The organism is Hydrogenophaga sp. YM1, from assembly GCF_016903055.1.
Taxonomy (GTDB): domain Bacteria; phylum Pseudomonadota; class Gammaproteobacteria; order Burkholderiales; family Burkholderiaceae_C; genus Hydrogenophaga; species Hydrogenophaga borbori.
In genome coordinates, this window is the sequence record NZ_CP070223.1 from 4400046 (window position 1) to 4414827 (window position 14782).

Annotated in this window: 13 protein-coding genes; 2 read left to right on the forward strand and 11 right to left on the reverse strand. The window is 63.9% G+C overall.

Features of this window, described 5'->3' with window-relative positions:
- Positions 1-77: 77 nt before the first annotated feature.
- The gene (locus JNX00_RS20655; RefSeq protein WP_204743556.1) at positions 78-1256 is read right to left on the reverse strand and encodes an alpha/beta fold hydrolase; all 1179 of its coding nucleotides are present in this window, start codon (positions 1254-1256) and stop codon (positions 78-80) included.
- 87 nt (positions 1257-1343) lie between these two features.
- Between JNX00_RS20655 and JNX00_RS20660 the strand changes: the two genes are divergently transcribed.
- The gene (locus JNX00_RS20660; RefSeq protein ID WP_204743557.1) at positions 1344-2165 is read left to right on the forward strand and encodes a helix-turn-helix transcriptional regulator; all 822 of its coding nucleotides are present in this window, start codon (positions 1344-1346) and stop codon (positions 2163-2165) included.
- 102 nt (positions 2166-2267) lie between these two features.
- Here JNX00_RS20660 and JNX00_RS20665 read toward each other — a convergent pair whose 3' ends face one another.
- The 7 genes from JNX00_RS20665 to JNX00_RS20695 all read right to left on the reverse strand — a co-directional run bounded on the left by JNX00_RS20665 (position 2268) and on the right by JNX00_RS20695 (position 10338).
- Positions 2268-3020 (reverse strand): Asp/Glu racemase, encoded by a 753-nt coding sequence (locus JNX00_RS20665; RefSeq protein WP_275564516.1) that lies wholly within the window; start codon positions 3018-3020, stop codon positions 2268-2270.
- A complete protein-coding gene (locus tag JNX00_RS20670; RefSeq protein ID WP_204743558.1) occupies positions 3017-4831 on the reverse strand; it encodes an FAD-dependent monooxygenase in 1815 nt (604 codons plus the stop codon). Before JNX00_RS20670 ends, JNX00_RS20665 begins: the two co-directional genes overlap by 4 nt.
- Positions 4818-5825 carry a fumarylacetoacetate hydrolase family protein gene (locus tag JNX00_RS20675; RefSeq protein WP_204743559.1) on the reverse strand — a complete coding sequence of 336 codons (1008 nt, stop codon included), beginning with the start codon at positions 5823-5825 and terminating at the stop codon, positions 4818-4820. The genes JNX00_RS20670 and JNX00_RS20675 overlap by 14 nt, the downstream gene beginning before the upstream one ends.
- A gap of 82 nt (positions 5826-5907) precedes the next feature.
- Positions 5908-7077 (reverse strand): acetyl-CoA acetyltransferase, encoded by a 1170-nt coding sequence (locus JNX00_RS20680; protein ID WP_204743561.1) that lies wholly within the window; start codon positions 7075-7077, stop codon positions 5908-5910.
- The gene (locus tag JNX00_RS20685; protein WP_204743562.1) at positions 7074-8651 is read right to left on the reverse strand and encodes an AMP-binding protein; all 1578 of its coding nucleotides are present in this window, start codon (positions 8649-8651) and stop codon (positions 7074-7076) included. The genes JNX00_RS20680 and JNX00_RS20685 overlap by 4 nt, the downstream gene beginning before the upstream one ends.
- A 53-nt stretch (positions 8652-8704) precedes the next feature.
- The gene (locus tag JNX00_RS20690; RefSeq protein ID WP_204743563.1) at positions 8705-9685 is read right to left on the reverse strand and encodes a tripartite tricarboxylate transporter substrate-binding protein; all 981 of its coding nucleotides are present in this window, start codon (positions 9683-9685) and stop codon (positions 8705-8707) included.
- 98 nt (positions 9686-9783) lie between these two features.
- Positions 9784-10338: a VOC family protein gene (locus JNX00_RS20695; protein WP_204743564.1), complete on the reverse strand. Its 555-nt coding sequence runs from the start codon at positions 10336-10338 to the stop codon at positions 9784-9786.
- Positions 10339-10613: 275 nt separating this feature from the next.
- Between JNX00_RS20695 and JNX00_RS20700 the strand changes: the two genes are divergently transcribed.
- Positions 10614-11426 (forward strand): LuxR family transcriptional regulator, encoded by an 813-nt coding sequence (locus tag JNX00_RS20700; RefSeq protein WP_204743565.1) that lies wholly within the window; start codon positions 10614-10616, stop codon positions 11424-11426.
- A gap of 29 nt (positions 11427-11455) precedes the next feature.
- On the opposite strand, the gene JNX00_RS20705 is transcribed toward JNX00_RS20700, so the two are convergent.
- The 3 genes from JNX00_RS20705 to JNX00_RS20715 all read right to left on the reverse strand — a co-directional run bounded on the left by JNX00_RS20705 (position 11456) and on the right by JNX00_RS20715 (position 14781).
- The gene (locus JNX00_RS20705; protein ID WP_204743566.1) at positions 11456-12415 is read right to left on the reverse strand and encodes a tripartite tricarboxylate transporter substrate-binding protein; all 960 of its coding nucleotides are present in this window, start codon (positions 12413-12415) and stop codon (positions 11456-11458) included.
- A gap of 106 nt (positions 12416-12521) precedes the next feature.
- Positions 12522-12863 carry an NIPSNAP family protein gene (locus JNX00_RS20710; RefSeq protein ID WP_204743567.1) on the reverse strand — a complete coding sequence of 114 codons (342 nt, stop codon included), beginning with the start codon at positions 12861-12863 and terminating at the stop codon, positions 12522-12524.
- Positions 12864-13242: 379 nt separating this feature from the next.
- Positions 13243-14781 carry an AAA family ATPase gene (locus JNX00_RS20715; RefSeq protein WP_204743568.1) on the reverse strand — a complete coding sequence of 513 codons (1539 nt, stop codon included), beginning with the start codon at positions 14779-14781 and terminating at the stop codon, positions 13243-13245.
- Between the last annotated feature and the right edge of the window lies 1 nt (position 14782).

Genomic DNA, 14782 nt, shown 5'->3' on the forward strand with positions numbered 1-14782 from the left:
ATTGTCTCAGGTCGCGGCGTGCCTACTAGCCAGCGCACGGAGCCGTTGCGCCCGTGACGCTGACGAGGTCGGTTGCCTCAGATCCGGATCCCGCGCTCCCCGAGCCAGTCGCGGATCAGCTGCGTTACCTCGTTCATTAGGTCCGGCTGCCCCGCGTAGTAGTGCGTCGCGCCGGGGATCAGATGGAAACGTTTGTCCGAGGAAGTTGCCGCTTCGAAGAGCATGCGGGAATGGGGCTGGGGCACGGCATCGTCGGCACCGTTTTCGATCACCAGCACGGGTGCGCGCACTTTCGCAATGCACTTCAGCCCGTTGGCGCAGGTGTCGTCCAGCGACCACTGCGAGATCCAGGAGCGCAGCGTGCTGAAACGCCCCAGGCCGATAGGACCGTTGTTCACGGCTTCGGGATTGCCGAGGTAAGACCAGCGGGGCTTGCGGCCGTTGGGATCGAGCGAGGGATCCATGAAGCGCGGGTCGGCGTAGGTGCGATGAACCACGAATCCGCGCTCCATCTCCGCGCCGTTGCGCTCCTTCAGGCGGGCCAGGGTGGCCTTGGCCCACGCCGTGATGCGGCGCATGCGTGCCATCTGCGCGGCGCGGTAACGCGCGATGTATTCCGGCGTGTATGGCGGCTGGTTGGGGTTGCTGGGGTCGTAGATGTCGAGCTCGGGATCGCGGTCGTCGGGGTTGAGCTCGTCTCGCACCGAGGGGTCCAGGCCTTCGGCCAGCAAGTGGGCGCGCGACAGGTGGGCGGCTTGCCAGATCACGGCGTCGGCGGGGATCAGGCCGGCGTCCACCAGGTTGACCGGGTCACCGCCCGGGGTGTGTGTGATGGTCGGCGACTCCGCCTGCGACTGGTAGGTGGCCGCCAGCGAGCCACCGCCGCTCCAGCCCACCAGCACCACGTGGCGGTACTTCCAGACCTCCTTGGCATGGCGGATGTAGGCGCCCAGGTCCAGCAGCACCTTTTCCATGATCAGGGCGGAGTCGTTGCGCTGGTAGCGGCTGCCGGCGCACAGCACGTGCGCGCCCGAGGCCGCCATGGCGCGCGGCACCGGCAGCAGCTGCATGGTTGACGACGGGTGCATGTAGACCAGCAAGGTGTCCGAGGGCGTCAGGGCGGCCGGCCGCAGGCGCAGCCCTTCCACGTTGATCTTGCCCTGGTTGCCGGCGAAACCATAGGTTTCGTTGAAGACGGAGCGCTCGTCGTAAGCGAGATGCACCCATTCGGTGTGGATATTGTTTTCGGTACTCATTAGGGGTATCCTTTCAGGAACTAGGCGAAGGGGTGATCAGGTGCATGCAAGCGCGCACCCCCGAACGGATAGGCGTATCGCTGGCCCATGGACCATTTGAAAATTTCGGCTCTCCCGCCGCCGGACTCCAGCCGGCAGGTTCAATACGGTGCGCTGGCGCGCCTTGTGGGCGCCATCGGCACGGATTCGCTCGGCCCGGCATTGGCGGCCTACCTGCACAACCTGTGCGGTGCCGACCATTTCGCGGCCTTCCACATCGACGCGGCGGAGCTGACCGAGGTCGCGGCCTGCTGCGTCGAACCCGCGCACACCAACCGCCACATCGTGGACCGCTACATCGGCCAGGGCGGCTGGCGCCTCGACCCGGCGATGGCGGCGGCACAGCGCAACATGGAGGCCCCACGGCCGCTGCTGATTCAATCCGATCTGGCCCACAGCGACTACGCGCCACTGCGTGCCAACATGTACCCAGACATCAGCGACCGCCTGCTGCTGTGCGGCAGCGTCGGTGGCAGCCGTTTCGGCTTGAGCGTACTGCGCGAACAGGCCCACGGCAGTTTTGGCAGCGGTGCCATCACCATGCTGGCGGACAACGCCGAACTGCTGGTGGCCCTGTTGGGCCAGCACAAGCGTCTGGGTCAACCCGTCGACGCGGGCGCGGCCTTGCGTTCGCTGCCGGAGATCGAGTGCTGCGTTGCGGCGGACGCCACATTGCCACGCCGAGAAGCGGAGGTGTGCGCGCGCATCCTCTACGGCCTGTCCTCGGCCGGCATCGCCATCGACCTCGAGGTGAGTGAAGAAACGGTCAAGACCTACCGCAAGCGGGCCTACCAGCGCCTGCACATCGGCAGCGAACGCGAATTGCTGAACTGGTACTTGTCGCTGTGGAGTCGGCAGGCCCGCGTATAGCGGGAAAACTGGCCGCCAGTCCCATCCGGGTAGCGGCCCGCCCACATCGGCGTTTCTGTCTGCCCTCACGGTGGCGCCCTCGCGAACGCAAAGCATCGACGCTCAGTACCGACCGGACAAGAGCGAGCCAAAGCCGGGCGCCACGGTCTTCAAGTCCAGGCGCTTGAGCATCATGTAAGTGGTGCACACGGCCGAGGAGACCACCGGCATGCCGATCCGGTCCTCGATGACTTGCACCGATACCAGCGACGGCATCTGCACGCAGGCCGAGGCCACGACAACGTCCACGCCACGCGTGTTGAGCTTCTTGGTGATCTCCACCGGGGCCATGGGATCCTGGCGCCCGACCTCCAGGTTGTCGCTGATCTCCAGCGACAGGCTGTCGACCACCTCGATGCCTTCGTGTTCGATGTAGTCCACGACGAGTTGGGTGAGCGGCTTCGTGTACGGCGTCAGGATGGACACCTTCTTCGCTCCCAGCGCGTGCAAGCCGTCGACCAGCGCGCCAGCACTCGTCACCACGGGTGTCGCTGCGCCGTTCTCCTGTGCGCGTCGTTGCAGGCGTTCTTCGGATTCGCGGTGGTAGCCGAGTCCCATGCTCATGATGGCGACGAGGCAGGCATAGCCCATGACGTCCACCCGGGCATCGGACAGCTCCAGGGCGCAACGATCGCTGTCGCGGTCCATGGCCGCCAGCGCCTCCTTCGTCACATGCTTCATACGCATGCGGCTGGAATGGAAGCTGAAGCGCTCGGGCTCGACCAGTTCCCGTGCCCTCAGCATCAAGGGGATTTCGGTTTCCATCGTCGTGTTCGACGAGGGGACGATCTGGCCAATGCGAAACGCTCGCGTCATGCCTCTACCTCTTTCGCGTTCTGCACAAGCTGTGAATCGGTTTTCGCCAAAGCATGGCGAACGGCCGTGGCCAGACTCCGTTGCTCGGCACCAGGCTCGACCTGCTCACGCCAGGCGACGTGTTGATCGGGTCGCACCAGCACCGCGCCTCGTTCGCCGACGCCCGCCACGTCGCGCCACGCGTACTCGCCGTCCGCCACCCGGGCGTCCCAAGCCATGGCGACGACATCGATGGGGGTGTCCAGCTCCTGCGTCACCGCGGCCGCCGCGCTTTGCCAGGCCGACAGGCCTTCGGTGACGATCAGCAGGAAGCGGCCGGGCCGCACCAGGTCCAGCGTGCTGGTTGCTTCCCCGCCGCCGTTCACCCACACGTGCGGAAGCCGATGGCCGGGCCGCGCATTGGGCACGAAATGTCGGCCCCAGGGATCGTGCGGCGGCTCTGGCGTGCCATCAGGCTGAATCGCCCGCGACACGTAGCGGTAACCGAGTTCCAGGTCGTGCGCCTTGTACTCCAGCGAATGCACGTCCATGACGTGTTGCAGGCGGGCGCGACGGGATGCGCCATCGTCCGTGAGGGCGAACAAGGCGCTGAAGTTGCGCTTGCTGGTCACCGGGTCCGTGCGGACCAGGCCGATGGCGGCGTCCGTGAGCTGGTGGTTGTTGTGCGTGAGCAGCGCCCAGTCGACGTTGCGGCGCGCCACCGGGCGACGCTCTTCTTCGTAGGTGTCGAGCAGGGCGTCCGGTGCCTGGCCTTGCAGAACCATGGCGAGTTTCCATGCGAGGTTGTGCGCGTCCTGGACCGCCGAGTTCAAGCCCAAGCCCGTGGTCGGGGGATGGCGATGGGCCGCATCGCCAGCCAGGAAGACGCGCCCGAAGCGGTAACGGTCGACGAGCACCCCCTCGGCTTTCCAGCGCCCCACAGCGAGGATCTCAGGGTCGAGGTCCGGCAGCTTCAGCAGATCGCGGATGCGCGGCAGCAGCATGTGGTCTTCGAACTGCGCCGGATCGTCGGGACGGAAGCCGAAGTGGAACATCCACTCTTCGGAATGGCGATCGAAGCGCGTGGGACCGAGCTTGCCCAGCACGCCGCTGGCCCAGGACCCACCGTTGTCGGGGTTGCAGAACCACCACGACATGACGTGGTCGTCATCGATCCATTCGGAGAGATCGGCCTTGAAGTACACCGTCACCATGGACGCGATGTCCCTCACGCCCTCCATCTTCGCGCCCAGCATCTGGCCAATGCCCTTGCCGCCATCGGCGCCGATGACGTACTGCGCGCGGACCTGGAACTCCTCGCCAGTGGCGCGGTTGACGACGGTGGCGATCGCGCAGTCGGGGTGCTGTTCGAGCGAACGGAACTCATGGTTGTAGAGCACCTGCCCCGACCGGTCGTCCGCGACCGACTTCAGCATGGGCTCCAGGCGCAGTTGGGGGAACACCGTGCTCGGACAAGGGCTGTCCTTCGCGTAGTCCGTCATCGACCCGCCGCCCATGGACTCGGTGCTGTAGAAGGTCCGCCGATCGAGCGGCCCGTCGCCGGCCAGGCTGGTGCGCCAGCTGATCTTGTAGAAGTACTCCAGCGGAATGGAGCGCTCGTAAATGCTCTCGGCGATACCGTGCTGGCGGAAGATCTCCATCACCCGCTGGTTGATGTAACGGGCCTTGGGGTTGATCGGCGGACCGGGGTGGCGCTCGATCGTCAGGCTTCGAACGCCGGCATCCGCCAGAAAAATGGCCGAGCTCAGACCACAGCCACCAGCACCGACGATCAACACCGGCACGTGAATCGGATCTTTATGCATGCTCATGCTTGGGCTCCGGCAATTGCTCCAACCGCTGGTCAATGGCACCAAACACGGATTGGCCGTCCCGATCGAGCAACTCAAGGCGAAAGCTGTCGCCAAACTTCAGAAACGGCGTGCGCGCACTGCCTTCGGTCAGCTGTTCGCGGCTGCGCAGTTCGGCCAGACATCCGCAGCCATGGCGCCTGTCCTCGTTCCCCAGCGTCCCCGCGGCCATCAGAGTGCCCGCGATCAGGGGACGCGTTTTGGCGGCGTGCACGATCAGATCGGGCCAGGTGAATATGTTGTCCTTGCCGGGGTCGAGGTCGCCAATCACCTCGCCGCGCACGTGGAGCAGGTACCGGCCGCCCAAAAACTCACCATTCCAAAGCTCGCCCGCCTCATCCGGCGTGATGGCGAACGGACCCATCGAACTCATGGGTTTGCTCTGCAGGAAGCCGAATCCGCGGCCCAGTTCGGGCGCAGTGAGCTGGCGCAGCGAGGTGTCGTTGTACAGCACGAGCAGGCGGATGTATCGGGCTGCGTCTTCTCGCTTCACGCCCGCCGGGACATCCCCCAACACCGCCGCGACCTCTGCCTCGATGTCGACACCCCATTCGTCGTCCTTGAGCAGGCGTAGTGGTTCCTTAGGCCCAGCAATCGGTGCCGAGCAGCCTTCGTACATCAAAGGCTTCTCGTAGAAATCTTCCGGAATCTTGGCGCCACGCGCCGCGCGAATCGGGATGAGATGATGTGGATAGCAGCCCGCATCGAAGTAAGCGTATGAACGGGGCAGGGGCGCCATCAGTGCGCTGAGGTCAATCTCGAAATCGTCCGATACCTCGTTTCTCTCCAGCTTGTCGGAGAGCTCCCGCAGCACCGGCATCACCGCGTCCCATCGATCGAGCGCGGACTGCAAGGTCGGTGCAATCGAACCGGCCCGCACAGCCCGCGAGCGGGCCTTGTTCACGACCAACAGTTCGCCATCGGGCGTGTCGTTGTTCAAAGTGGCAAAAATCATCCGTATCTCCTACTTTTCACGTCTATTCCTTCTATTCCTCGCAATCGATCGACTCTAGCGGTCGGTTGCGGTCGATTTGCGCTCAGCGTTGCCGCTGGAGGATGCTCACGTAGTTAGCTACGCCAAGCCCACCCATGTTGAAGACGCCGCCGACGGTGGCGCCAGGAATCTGCATGCCCCCCGCTTGGCCACACAGCTGCATCGCCGCCACCGCGTGCATCGACACACCGGTTGCGCCGATCGGATGGCCCTTGGCCTTCAGGCCTCCGGAAGCATTCACCGGCAGCTTCCCACCCTTGAAAACCCAGCCTTCATCGAGCGCCTTGTGGCCCTGACCCGGCGGCGTGAGCCCCATGGCCTCGTACTCCATGAGCTCAGCGATCGTGAAACAGTCGTGGGACTCAACGAAGCTCAAATCTCTCAGCGCCAGGCCACCAGAGGCCTCGAAAGCGCGTTGCCACGCCACGGCGGCACCTTCGAGCCTCGTCGGATCTCGCCGGCTGGCCGGCAGGAAGTCGTTCACATGGGCGACGCTGCGGAATTCGACGGCCTTCTGCGCCGTGCGCGCCACGTCCGGATGGGCAATGATCACGGCGGCTGCGCCATCGGAAATCGGCGAGCAGTCCGAGCGCTTCAGCGGTGCGGCGATGAGGGGGTTGCCGGGCGACTCGTTCAGGCAGAAGTCCAGATCGAGCTCGCGCTGAAACTGCGCATACGGGTTGTGCATGGCGTTGGCGTGGTTCTTCACCGCGATGCGCGCCAAGGCATCGTAGTGGTCCCCCCAGCGCTCGAAGTACGCGGCGGCGATGTCGCCGAATACGCCGGCGAAGCCGGCGGGATGGGCCGCCTCCTCACGCACATAGGAGGCTCCGCGCAAGGCGTTCGTGGCGCCGGCCGGCGTGACATGGCTCATCTTCTCTGCACCGACGACCAAGGCAATTCGCCCGCGGCCGGCCGCAATGAAGTTCAGCGCCCCGTGGACCGCGGCCGAACCTGTGGCGCAAGCGTTCTCGAAGCGCGTCGCCGGCTTGAAACGCAGCGATTCGTCGGCATGAAAGGGCAAGGAGGACGGAAAGTCCTGCTCGGAGAAACCGTTGTTGAAGAGGCCGACGAAGGTGCCGTCCACGTCCGCCCCGCTCAGCCCGGCATCGGCCAGAGCCTCGCACGTCACACGGACCATGAGCGACTCGACCGTTTCATCGCTCAGCCGACCGAACTTGGTGTGGGCCCATCCGATGATGCATGGATTCATTTCGCTTTTCCTTGAATCGCCCGTTCGCGCAGTTCCCTTTTGAGCACCTTGCCGTAGGCGTTCCTCGGCAGTTCATCGACCCAGTGGAAGGACTTGGGTCGGCGGTAATCGGCCAACTCGCGGCTGCATCGCTCGGCGATGTCACTGGTCTGGGGCCGGGTGGTGCCGGAGGGCACCAGGAAGGCCGTGACGGCTTCGCCCCAAAGGGGGTCCGGCAGGCCCACCACAGCGGCTTCGGCAATGCCCTCGAACGAGGCCAGAACATCCTCGATCTCACGCGCGTAGACGTTGGAGCCGCCGCTGATGATCATGTCCTTCTTGCGGTCCACCACGAACAGGTTGCCGTCCGGGTCGAAGTAGCCGATGTCACCGGTGTGCAGCCAGCCGCCGAGCAAGGTGGACTCGGTGGCTTCGGGGCGGCGCCAGTAACCTTTCATCAGGTGAGGTCCCTGCGCGCAGATCTCGCCGAGCTCGCCCTGCGGCAGTGCCTGATCGGCCTCGTCCACGATGCGCAGGGACACGCCGCGGCAGACCTTGCCAGCGGAGCGGATCAGACCCGACTTCTCGCCCGAGGCAATGAGCGCATGGGTCTGGCGGTCCATGACCGTCAGGAACATCGGGCACTCCATCTGCGCGAAGGACTGCACCAGCGTCTGGGGGCCGAAAACCCTCAGCGCATCGGTCAAGGTGGCTTGGTCGATCGGCGAGCCGGCGTAGTACAAGGTGCGCAGATCGGGGAAGGTCTCGTCGCTGTGCTGGTTCAGCAGCATGCGGATCATCGACGGCACCAGGAAGCAATTGTTGATGCCGTGTTGACCGAACCACTGCAAGCACACTCGCACGTCGAACTTCGAGGACACGAAGTTGGTGCCACCCAGGTCGAAGGTCGGCAACATCAGAAAGCCGGCGCCATGGGTCAGTGCCGCGACGTGCAAGGTCTTCTCGGCATCCTGGTAGTCGAGGTAGTGCTTGATGTACTCGGCCGCCTCGCGCCACGAGCGGTGCGACAGCATCACCCCTTTGGGCAAGCCGGTGGTCCCGCTCGTGTACATCAGGGAGCAGAGCTCGTCGGCATCCACCGCCTCGGGCTCCCGGCGGCTGCCGTCGCCCGTCCATTGCATCAGCTCGCTTCGGGCGACCTTGAGCACGCCAGGCACCGCGCACAGCGTTGGCCGCGCCGCCAGCAGTTCATCGTCTCCGATCAGCACGGCGGCCTCGGCGTCCTTGACGAAGTGAAGGTGCTCCGCCTCCAGCAGTCGCACGCTCATCGGCACCACCACCATGCCGGCCGCCGCGCACCCGAAGAACACCTGTACGTATTCCAGCGAGTTGCGCATGAGCATGGCCACGCGGTCACCCCGGCGCAGCCCCAGATGGCGCAGTGAAGCGGCCACGGCATCCACTTTCGAGGCGAGTTCGTCGTAGCTCCATTGGCGCTGCTCGGCATCACCGATACCCAGCTCGACGACAGCGCGAGCCTGCGAACGTTGTGCCGCGAACTTGAAGATCGGATCAGCGATGTTCGTGCGCAGGCTTCCTGTCTGCGCATCCACACAGTCGACTGTGTTGGTCATTTCAGGTTTTCAATGGTTCTGTGGAACTGGCCGCCTATGGGTCGAAGCCGCGCTCATTCACCGCGAATGCCGCGCTGCGTGATCAGCGGGTGCCAGCGCGCGATTTCCCGGTCGAGCAGAGCGCCAAACTCCTCCCTGGAACTGGTCAGCGTTTCGACCCCCATCTCGCGCGTCTTGCGTTCCACGCTGGGGTTCAGAAGCGCCTTGGCGTATTCGGCTCTCAGTTTCTCGATGACCTGAGGAGGCGTGCCTCGCGGCACCACCAGCCCCTGCCAGGCATACAGTTCGACATCGTTCACGCCGGACTCCGACATTGAGGGCACCTCGCTGAAGCTCGGCTGTCGCTTCTCTGTGAGCGTTGCGATGGCGTGCAGGCTCTTGCTTCGAATGAAAGGACTCGCCGTGATGGCATCGAGCACCATGAAGGGCACATGCCCGGCGATGACGTCCTGCACGGCAGGCCCGGCGCCCTTGTACTGAATCGCGACCACGTCCAGCCCCTCTCGCGCTAGGATGAACTGCGTCGCCAGGTTGTGAGGGGTTCCAGTTCCCGGTGACGCATAGCTGAACTTGCCGGGCTGGCTCTTCGCGAGGTTCACGAAGGAACGGTAGTCCCGCGCGGGAAAGCCGGGGTTGGACATCAGGAACAGCGGCGCCCTCATCATCAAAGTGACGAGGTCGAAATCCTTCTTCACGTCGTATGGAAGCTTGGGAAACAGCGCCGCGTTGAACACGAGCGTGCCGTTGTCGGCTGTGAAGATGGTGTAACCGTCGCTGGCGGCCAGCTTCAGTTGCTCGGCGGCGATCATCTGCGAGGCCCCCGGGCGGTTGACCACCACCACCGGCTGCCCCATGTTGACGGACATGGCTTGCGCCACCGTTCGGGCAAAGGTGTCTGAACCGCCACCGGGAGGCGCGCCAATGATCCAGGTGATGGGACGCGTCGGAAACTTCGCGGCCTCTTGGGCGCTCGCGGCCAGCGGCAGCGCCACCAGGGCTGCGATGAAAAGCCTTTTGCTGAGGATCTTGAGCATGTGAGTCTCCTTCGTCAGAACAGATGAACCGGTGCCATCGCTCCCTGCCGCCTTGTGCGGTCTTGTCGTGTGACGCCGCTGGCTGCGGCGACGGTCGCTCACTGGTAGCGTTTACGCGTCTCGCGAATCATTTCGATCATGGCCTGGGGAACGTCGCGGCCCTCGCGCACGGCAGCTTCCTTGGCGTCCAGCCACAGCTTGAGGTCGGCGTAGCCTTGCTCCGTGTGGCGGTTCCACTTCTTGTCCAGCGGCGTCGTGATCTCCAGGCGGTAGCCCGACGGATCGTGAAAGTAGATGGAGAGGATCAGCCCTTTGTGGTTGGTCGGACCCACCACGTCCAGACCGTTGCTGCGCAACCAGTCGTACCACTGAAGGACCTCGGCTTCGTCCTTGGCCTGCAGGGCCATGTGGTTGAAGATGGGGTACGCCGGATGGCTCGGCGGCGAGGGCAACGGCACCCCCGGCAGCTCGAAGAACGCCAGGGTCGAGCCATCGCCCATTCGGAAGAAGATGTGGAAATAGGGAATCGGATCGCCGGTGGACGGCACCTGGTCGTCGAAGATGGTGCTGGCCAGTTCCATGCCCATGATGCGCGCGTAGAAGTCGGTGGTCGCCGCCACATCGTGGGTAATCCACGCGGCATGGTTCAGCATGCGGGGCGTCAGGCCAGGATTGGCGGGGCGGGGAGCCGCGCTTGACAGCGGCGCGGGCTTAGCGACGGTCATGGGGAGTTTCCTGTTGAAGATCGATGTCTTCATTGTGGAAATGCGAACCCAGGCTGTCAGTCACCCGCCAAGGGGACATTGGCCGCCTGGCTGCGCCACTCGGCTTGGGTCTATGGTTTTCCCGATGCAGCCACCGCCAAGGGCCAAGGACCGCGCCCCGCTCCCGATAATCGCGGGCACCTTGTGCCCATAGAACAGCCGCCATGCTTGATGCTCTGACGATCTACCACCCCACAGCCTCGCATCCCGCGCCCTTCACGCGCTTGAACGCATTGATCGACGGCATTGGCAATGCAGACTTCTGGCGCTGCCTGATCGAGTTCCTGGAAACCATTGCGGGCGGCGAACACTGCGGCGCGTGGGAACTGAGTGAGAACCACATGCTGGGCGTGGGTGCGGCCAGCCAGAACGGCTCGGACCAAGCCTGCCGTAGGCTTCAGCAGTATGCCGAACCCAGATTTTGGCGTCGCGATCCGGCTCTGGCCATGGCCCGCCAACAAGCGAGAGACTGCGGACCCATCGTGGTCCGCATGGATCCGCGGCAAGTGCGCGACACCCTAATACGCGATCAGCTCTACGGCGAGGACCGCATACGGGAACGAATCATCATGTGTCGTCTACGACCACACGCCACTTTCGGTCTGAGCGTGGTCCGAGGCGAGTCGCGCGGGCCATTCAGCTGTGCTCAGCTTGAGTCGCTGGCCACGGTGGCGGATCCTTTGCTGCGAGTACTCTACAAGCACCACCAGATCATGCGCACACAGCGGTCGCCCAAGCCGGTGACGAAGGACAGGCTGCCCGAGATTGAACGAACGCTGCAATACGCCGATTCAAGGCTTCCGCTGCGCGAGGCACAGCTCTGCGCAAGGCTCATTGCCGGAATGACACTGCCGGAAATCGCACGGCAATTGGGCGTGGGAAGTGAAACCGTGGAGACCTACCGCAAGCGCGCCTACGCCCGCCTCGGCGTGAGCAGCAAACAAGCCCTTCTGGTGCGCTACCTAGGGCTGCACTGAAGCGTCGCTCGGGAGCGAACCCATCTGCGTCAGTTGAGCACGATGTTTGCCTTTTGTGCCAACTCGCGCCAGCGCAATACTTCTCGGGCGATGTACTCGTTCATGTCGCGCGACGTCATGCTGAGAGGCTCGCCACCGAGTTGCCTCACCTGGCCAATGAAGGCCTCGGAGCCGACGATCGACGCCAGTTCGCGCTCCAGACGCTCTCGCACCGCCAGCGGTGTGGCCGCCTGCACAGCCAGCCCGGTCCATGAAGAGACCTCAAAACCCGCCAGGGTTTCGGCCACGGTCGACACCTCGGGCAAACTGGGCCAAGGCTTGAGCGAGGTCACGGCCAGTGCACGCAACTTGCCGGACCTGATCTGGCCGACCAGCGACGGCACGGTGTCCACCACGACGTCCAGTCGGCCGCCCAGAATGTCGCTGATCAGGCCCGTCGAGCCAGGATAGGGAACGTGCGTCCAGCGAAACTCGCCAACGGAAGCCAAGTACTCGGCTCCCAGGTGCTGGGTCGTACCAGCAATGGCTCCGTAGTTCAGTTTGCCCGGCGCTCGGCGCGCCGCTTCAAGCAGGTCCCTCACGGATTTGATGGGACTCGCGGGGTTGACGACGATGGCTAGCGGAAAACTGGACACCATGCCCACAGGGGCGAAGTCACGGCGCAAGTCGTAGGTCAGCTTGGTGTTCAAGGCAGCCTGCACCCCGATTCCCGCGTTCAGCAGGCCCAGCGTGAGGCCATCCGGCGTCGATCGAGCGACTGCGGTCATCGCGATGCTTTGACCAGCGCCGGGCCGCGGCTCCACCGTCACGCTCTGATTGAGCCGCCCCCCCAGAAGCGTTGCCACACTGCGCGAAACCAAGTCACCATTGCCGCCAGGTCCGCCGCCGTGCACGATTTTCAGAGGCCGATCCGGCCAGCTTTGTGCAGTAGCGAAGTTGCAGGTCATTCCCAGCAAGGCCATCGCCATGCAGGCGCGTCGGGTTGTCATTGGAGTGTCCTCGGTGAGTGGAAATTGGGCAGAACATGCGCTTTCGCACGCAGAGCGGGATAGCACCTACCGTAGATATCGCACGAAGCCGTCGTGCCAGAGGCGCTTAGGCACGAGGATCCGATAGGGACATCCAAACGGGCTGAAAGAACGGAGCGGGTAGCAAAATTTGCGATGTCTGGCTGAGCAGCAGTGGGAGAATCTTGTTGACGTAAGCGCGAAATCCCGGGTCGGCCAGCAGTTTTGCGCGACGTTCTTGTCGCTCGAGCAGATCGCTGAATGCCCACTGATGGACAACCTGATTCAGTTCACCGATTTCCGTCGAGTAATAACCCACCAGCCGCCCCAGCATACGCAGCTGAACATCCAGACCCTCGGACTGGTACAGCGCTAAGTATTCGCGCACGGTCCCTGGCTTCAAGGTGTAGGTGCGCTGCTCAATCAACATGCAAAATATCCTCCGCGCTCTCGAAAGCTACAGACAAAGTCTGGGGAGCCTTCATTCTTGGAATGCTCCAACAATGAGCAAATATCGCCTCTCAATGTAGTACTCAAAACGCGCACAGTCTGCCCCGGGAAGACGGGACACGAAGCAATTCTGCGAAGCCCTGCAAGCGCTGTGCCCGGCCCTGTCGCACTGCCTGTGCAATGGCTGAGCTAGAGATTTGGTAGATCTCTCGAACACTCAAGAGCGCCAGTCGGCTCGAACCAGAGAACTCAGCGCGAGGTTCACACCTTGATCAGGCATGCCCCGTTGATTTCGACGTTCTCAAACCGAAGTTCATCGACAGATCACGCCTAACTCACATTCCCGGGATAGCCTCTGGTCAGTGAAACTTCGCACACCGCTCCCCTGCCTCATTCATGCATTCATCCTCCAGAAGTTCGACCGGAAGGTGTTCGATGCCCAGCATCAGTTGCCTGGCTGCTACCGCCTTCGCCACCGCGGCCATCACCGCCTGATAGATCTCCCGCGGGCTCAACGGCGTGAGCGCAAGGATGAAGCGCTTGTCCGGCTCCGCCATGCTCACACCCGATTGCTGGATCGCATTCCTGACCACGCTCCTGGCCACCTGGATCGCCTGCTCCGCATTTGGCGGCATGATCAGGAATTCCTTGAGCCGGCTGCGCAGCGTCGGCGCGATCAACTGCGGGTAGTTGGCAGTCGCGATCCAGGTGATGAGGCTCGCGTCGAGTTCCAGCTCCAGGCTGTTGTCCCGCACATGGGCTGCCGAGACTGGCTCCAGCAGCGAGTGCAGTACCGTCGTCGGTGACATCGCCCGCCCGGAGGAAGAGCCCATCGTCTGCGCCTTGTCCAGTTCATCGAGGATCACTACGGGGTTGGCATAGTCGCCCAGACCCAGCAGCTCGAACACCAGGCCGTAGTGCGAGTTGCCCCAGGTCTTCTCGGAACCGAGGAAGGCAGAAGACGTTTCGGCCTGGTCCATGGGGTGACGGCGCACCGGCACGCCCATGGTCTTGGCGAGCGCCTCGGTGAAGTGTGTCTTTCCCACCCCCGGCGGGCCGAAGAACAGCATCGGCGGCAGGCGCACCGGCTTTGAGCTCACGCGCTGCAGCGCGACGTGGTTGGCGACGAACTCGATCACCTCGGTGAAGTGCGGGTGGTCCTGCTTGAGGTCGAGGACGGTCTGGACCGAGCGCGGGATGCCCACCCGGCGGTACGGTCCGCGCTCGATCAGCAGACGGCCGATGGCCTCACTTCTTTTGACGACGTCGGTGTCCGCCGTGTTGGCCGTACTGCGCATCTTTTCCACGGCGTCGAGGGAGTAGACCTGCAGCCGGCGCTTCTTCGAGGTCTTTTCCAGAGCCAGACGGAATGCTTCCGGATTGCCCTTCGGCCCGCCGGCCTTGTTCACGACCGCGGTCTTCGCCTTCGCTTGCTCCTGTTCGAGCTTCTTCCTTTCCTGCTCGGCACGCTCCCGCTCGGCTTCTTGTTCCTTTCTGCGCGCATCCATCCGAGCGAGGCGCTCTTCGGACTCGCGGTTGAGCTGGTCTTGCTCCTGTTGGAACAAGCGTTCGACGAGCCCGATGGGCAAGTAAAGCTCCGGGATCCGGTGATCCAGGGGCTTGAATGGCACGAAGGTGTGCTCGGAAAAGTACTTCGCCCGCCCCGGCGCCGGCGGCAACTCGAAGTCCGCGGTCCGGGTTTCAGCTACAGGGCCCTCCACTTGAGCGCTGTTCTCCTCGATCTCCTGGCCCTGCTTGCCTTCCCGGCGCTCGCCGCCCTCCCCGGCCGGCGGCTGGCCCAAGGCTTGCAGATCGTGATGGCCTTGCGGCTCCGCATTCGTGTCGCCGTGTCGGCCTGTGCTCGGCGCCTCGTGGGGCCAGTTCTTGTTGTCCATCATG

What these genes read in the sequence shown, in the direction of transcription:
- JNX00_RS20655 (WP_204743556.1), bottom strand. Translation starts at nt 1,256, where the DNA reads ATGAGTACCGAAAACAATATCCACACCGAATGGGTGCATCTCGCTTAC.
- JNX00_RS20660 (WP_204743557.1), top strand. Translation starts at nt 1,344, where the DNA reads ATGGACCATTTGAAAATTTCGGCTCTCCCGCCGCCGGACTCCAGCCGG.
- JNX00_RS20665 (WP_275564516.1), bottom strand. Translation starts at nt 3,020, where the DNA reads ATGACGCGAGCGTTTCGCATTGGCCAGATCGTCCCCTCGTCGAACACG.
- JNX00_RS20670 (WP_204743558.1), bottom strand. Translation starts at nt 4,831, where the DNA reads ATGAGCATGCATAAAGATCCGATTCACGTGCCGGTGTTGATCGTCGGT.
- JNX00_RS20675 (WP_204743559.1), bottom strand. Translation starts at nt 5,825, where the DNA reads ATGATTTTTGCCACTTTGAACAACGACACGCCCGATGGCGAACTGTTG.
- JNX00_RS20680 (WP_204743561.1), bottom strand. Translation starts at nt 7,077, where the DNA reads ATGAATCCATGCATCATCGGATGGGCCCACACCAAGTTCGGTCGGCTG.
- JNX00_RS20685 (WP_204743562.1), bottom strand. Translation starts at nt 8,651, where the DNA reads ATGACCAACACAGTCGACTGTGTGGATGCGCAGACAGGAAGCCTGCGC.
- JNX00_RS20690 (WP_204743563.1), bottom strand. Translation starts at nt 9,685, where the DNA reads ATGCTCAAGATCCTCAGCAAAAGGCTTTTCATCGCAGCCCTGGTGGCG.
- JNX00_RS20695 (WP_204743564.1), bottom strand. Translation starts at nt 10,338, where the DNA reads ATGCTGAACCATGCCGCGTGGATTACCCACGATGTGGCGGCGACCACC.
- JNX00_RS20700 (WP_204743565.1), top strand. Translation starts at nt 10,614, where the DNA reads ATGCTTGATGCTCTGACGATCTACCACCCCACAGCCTCGCATCCCGCG.
- JNX00_RS20705 (WP_204743566.1), bottom strand. Translation starts at nt 12,415, where the DNA reads ATGACAACCCGACGCGCCTGCATGGCGATGGCCTTGCTGGGAATGACC.
- JNX00_RS20710 (WP_204743567.1), bottom strand. Translation starts at nt 12,863, where the DNA reads ATGTTGATTGAGCAGCGCACCTACACCTTGAAGCCAGGGACCGTGCGC.
- JNX00_RS20715 (WP_204743568.1), bottom strand. Translation starts at nt 14,781, where the DNA reads ATGATGGACAACAAGAACTGGCCCCACGAGGCGCCGAGCACAGGCCGA.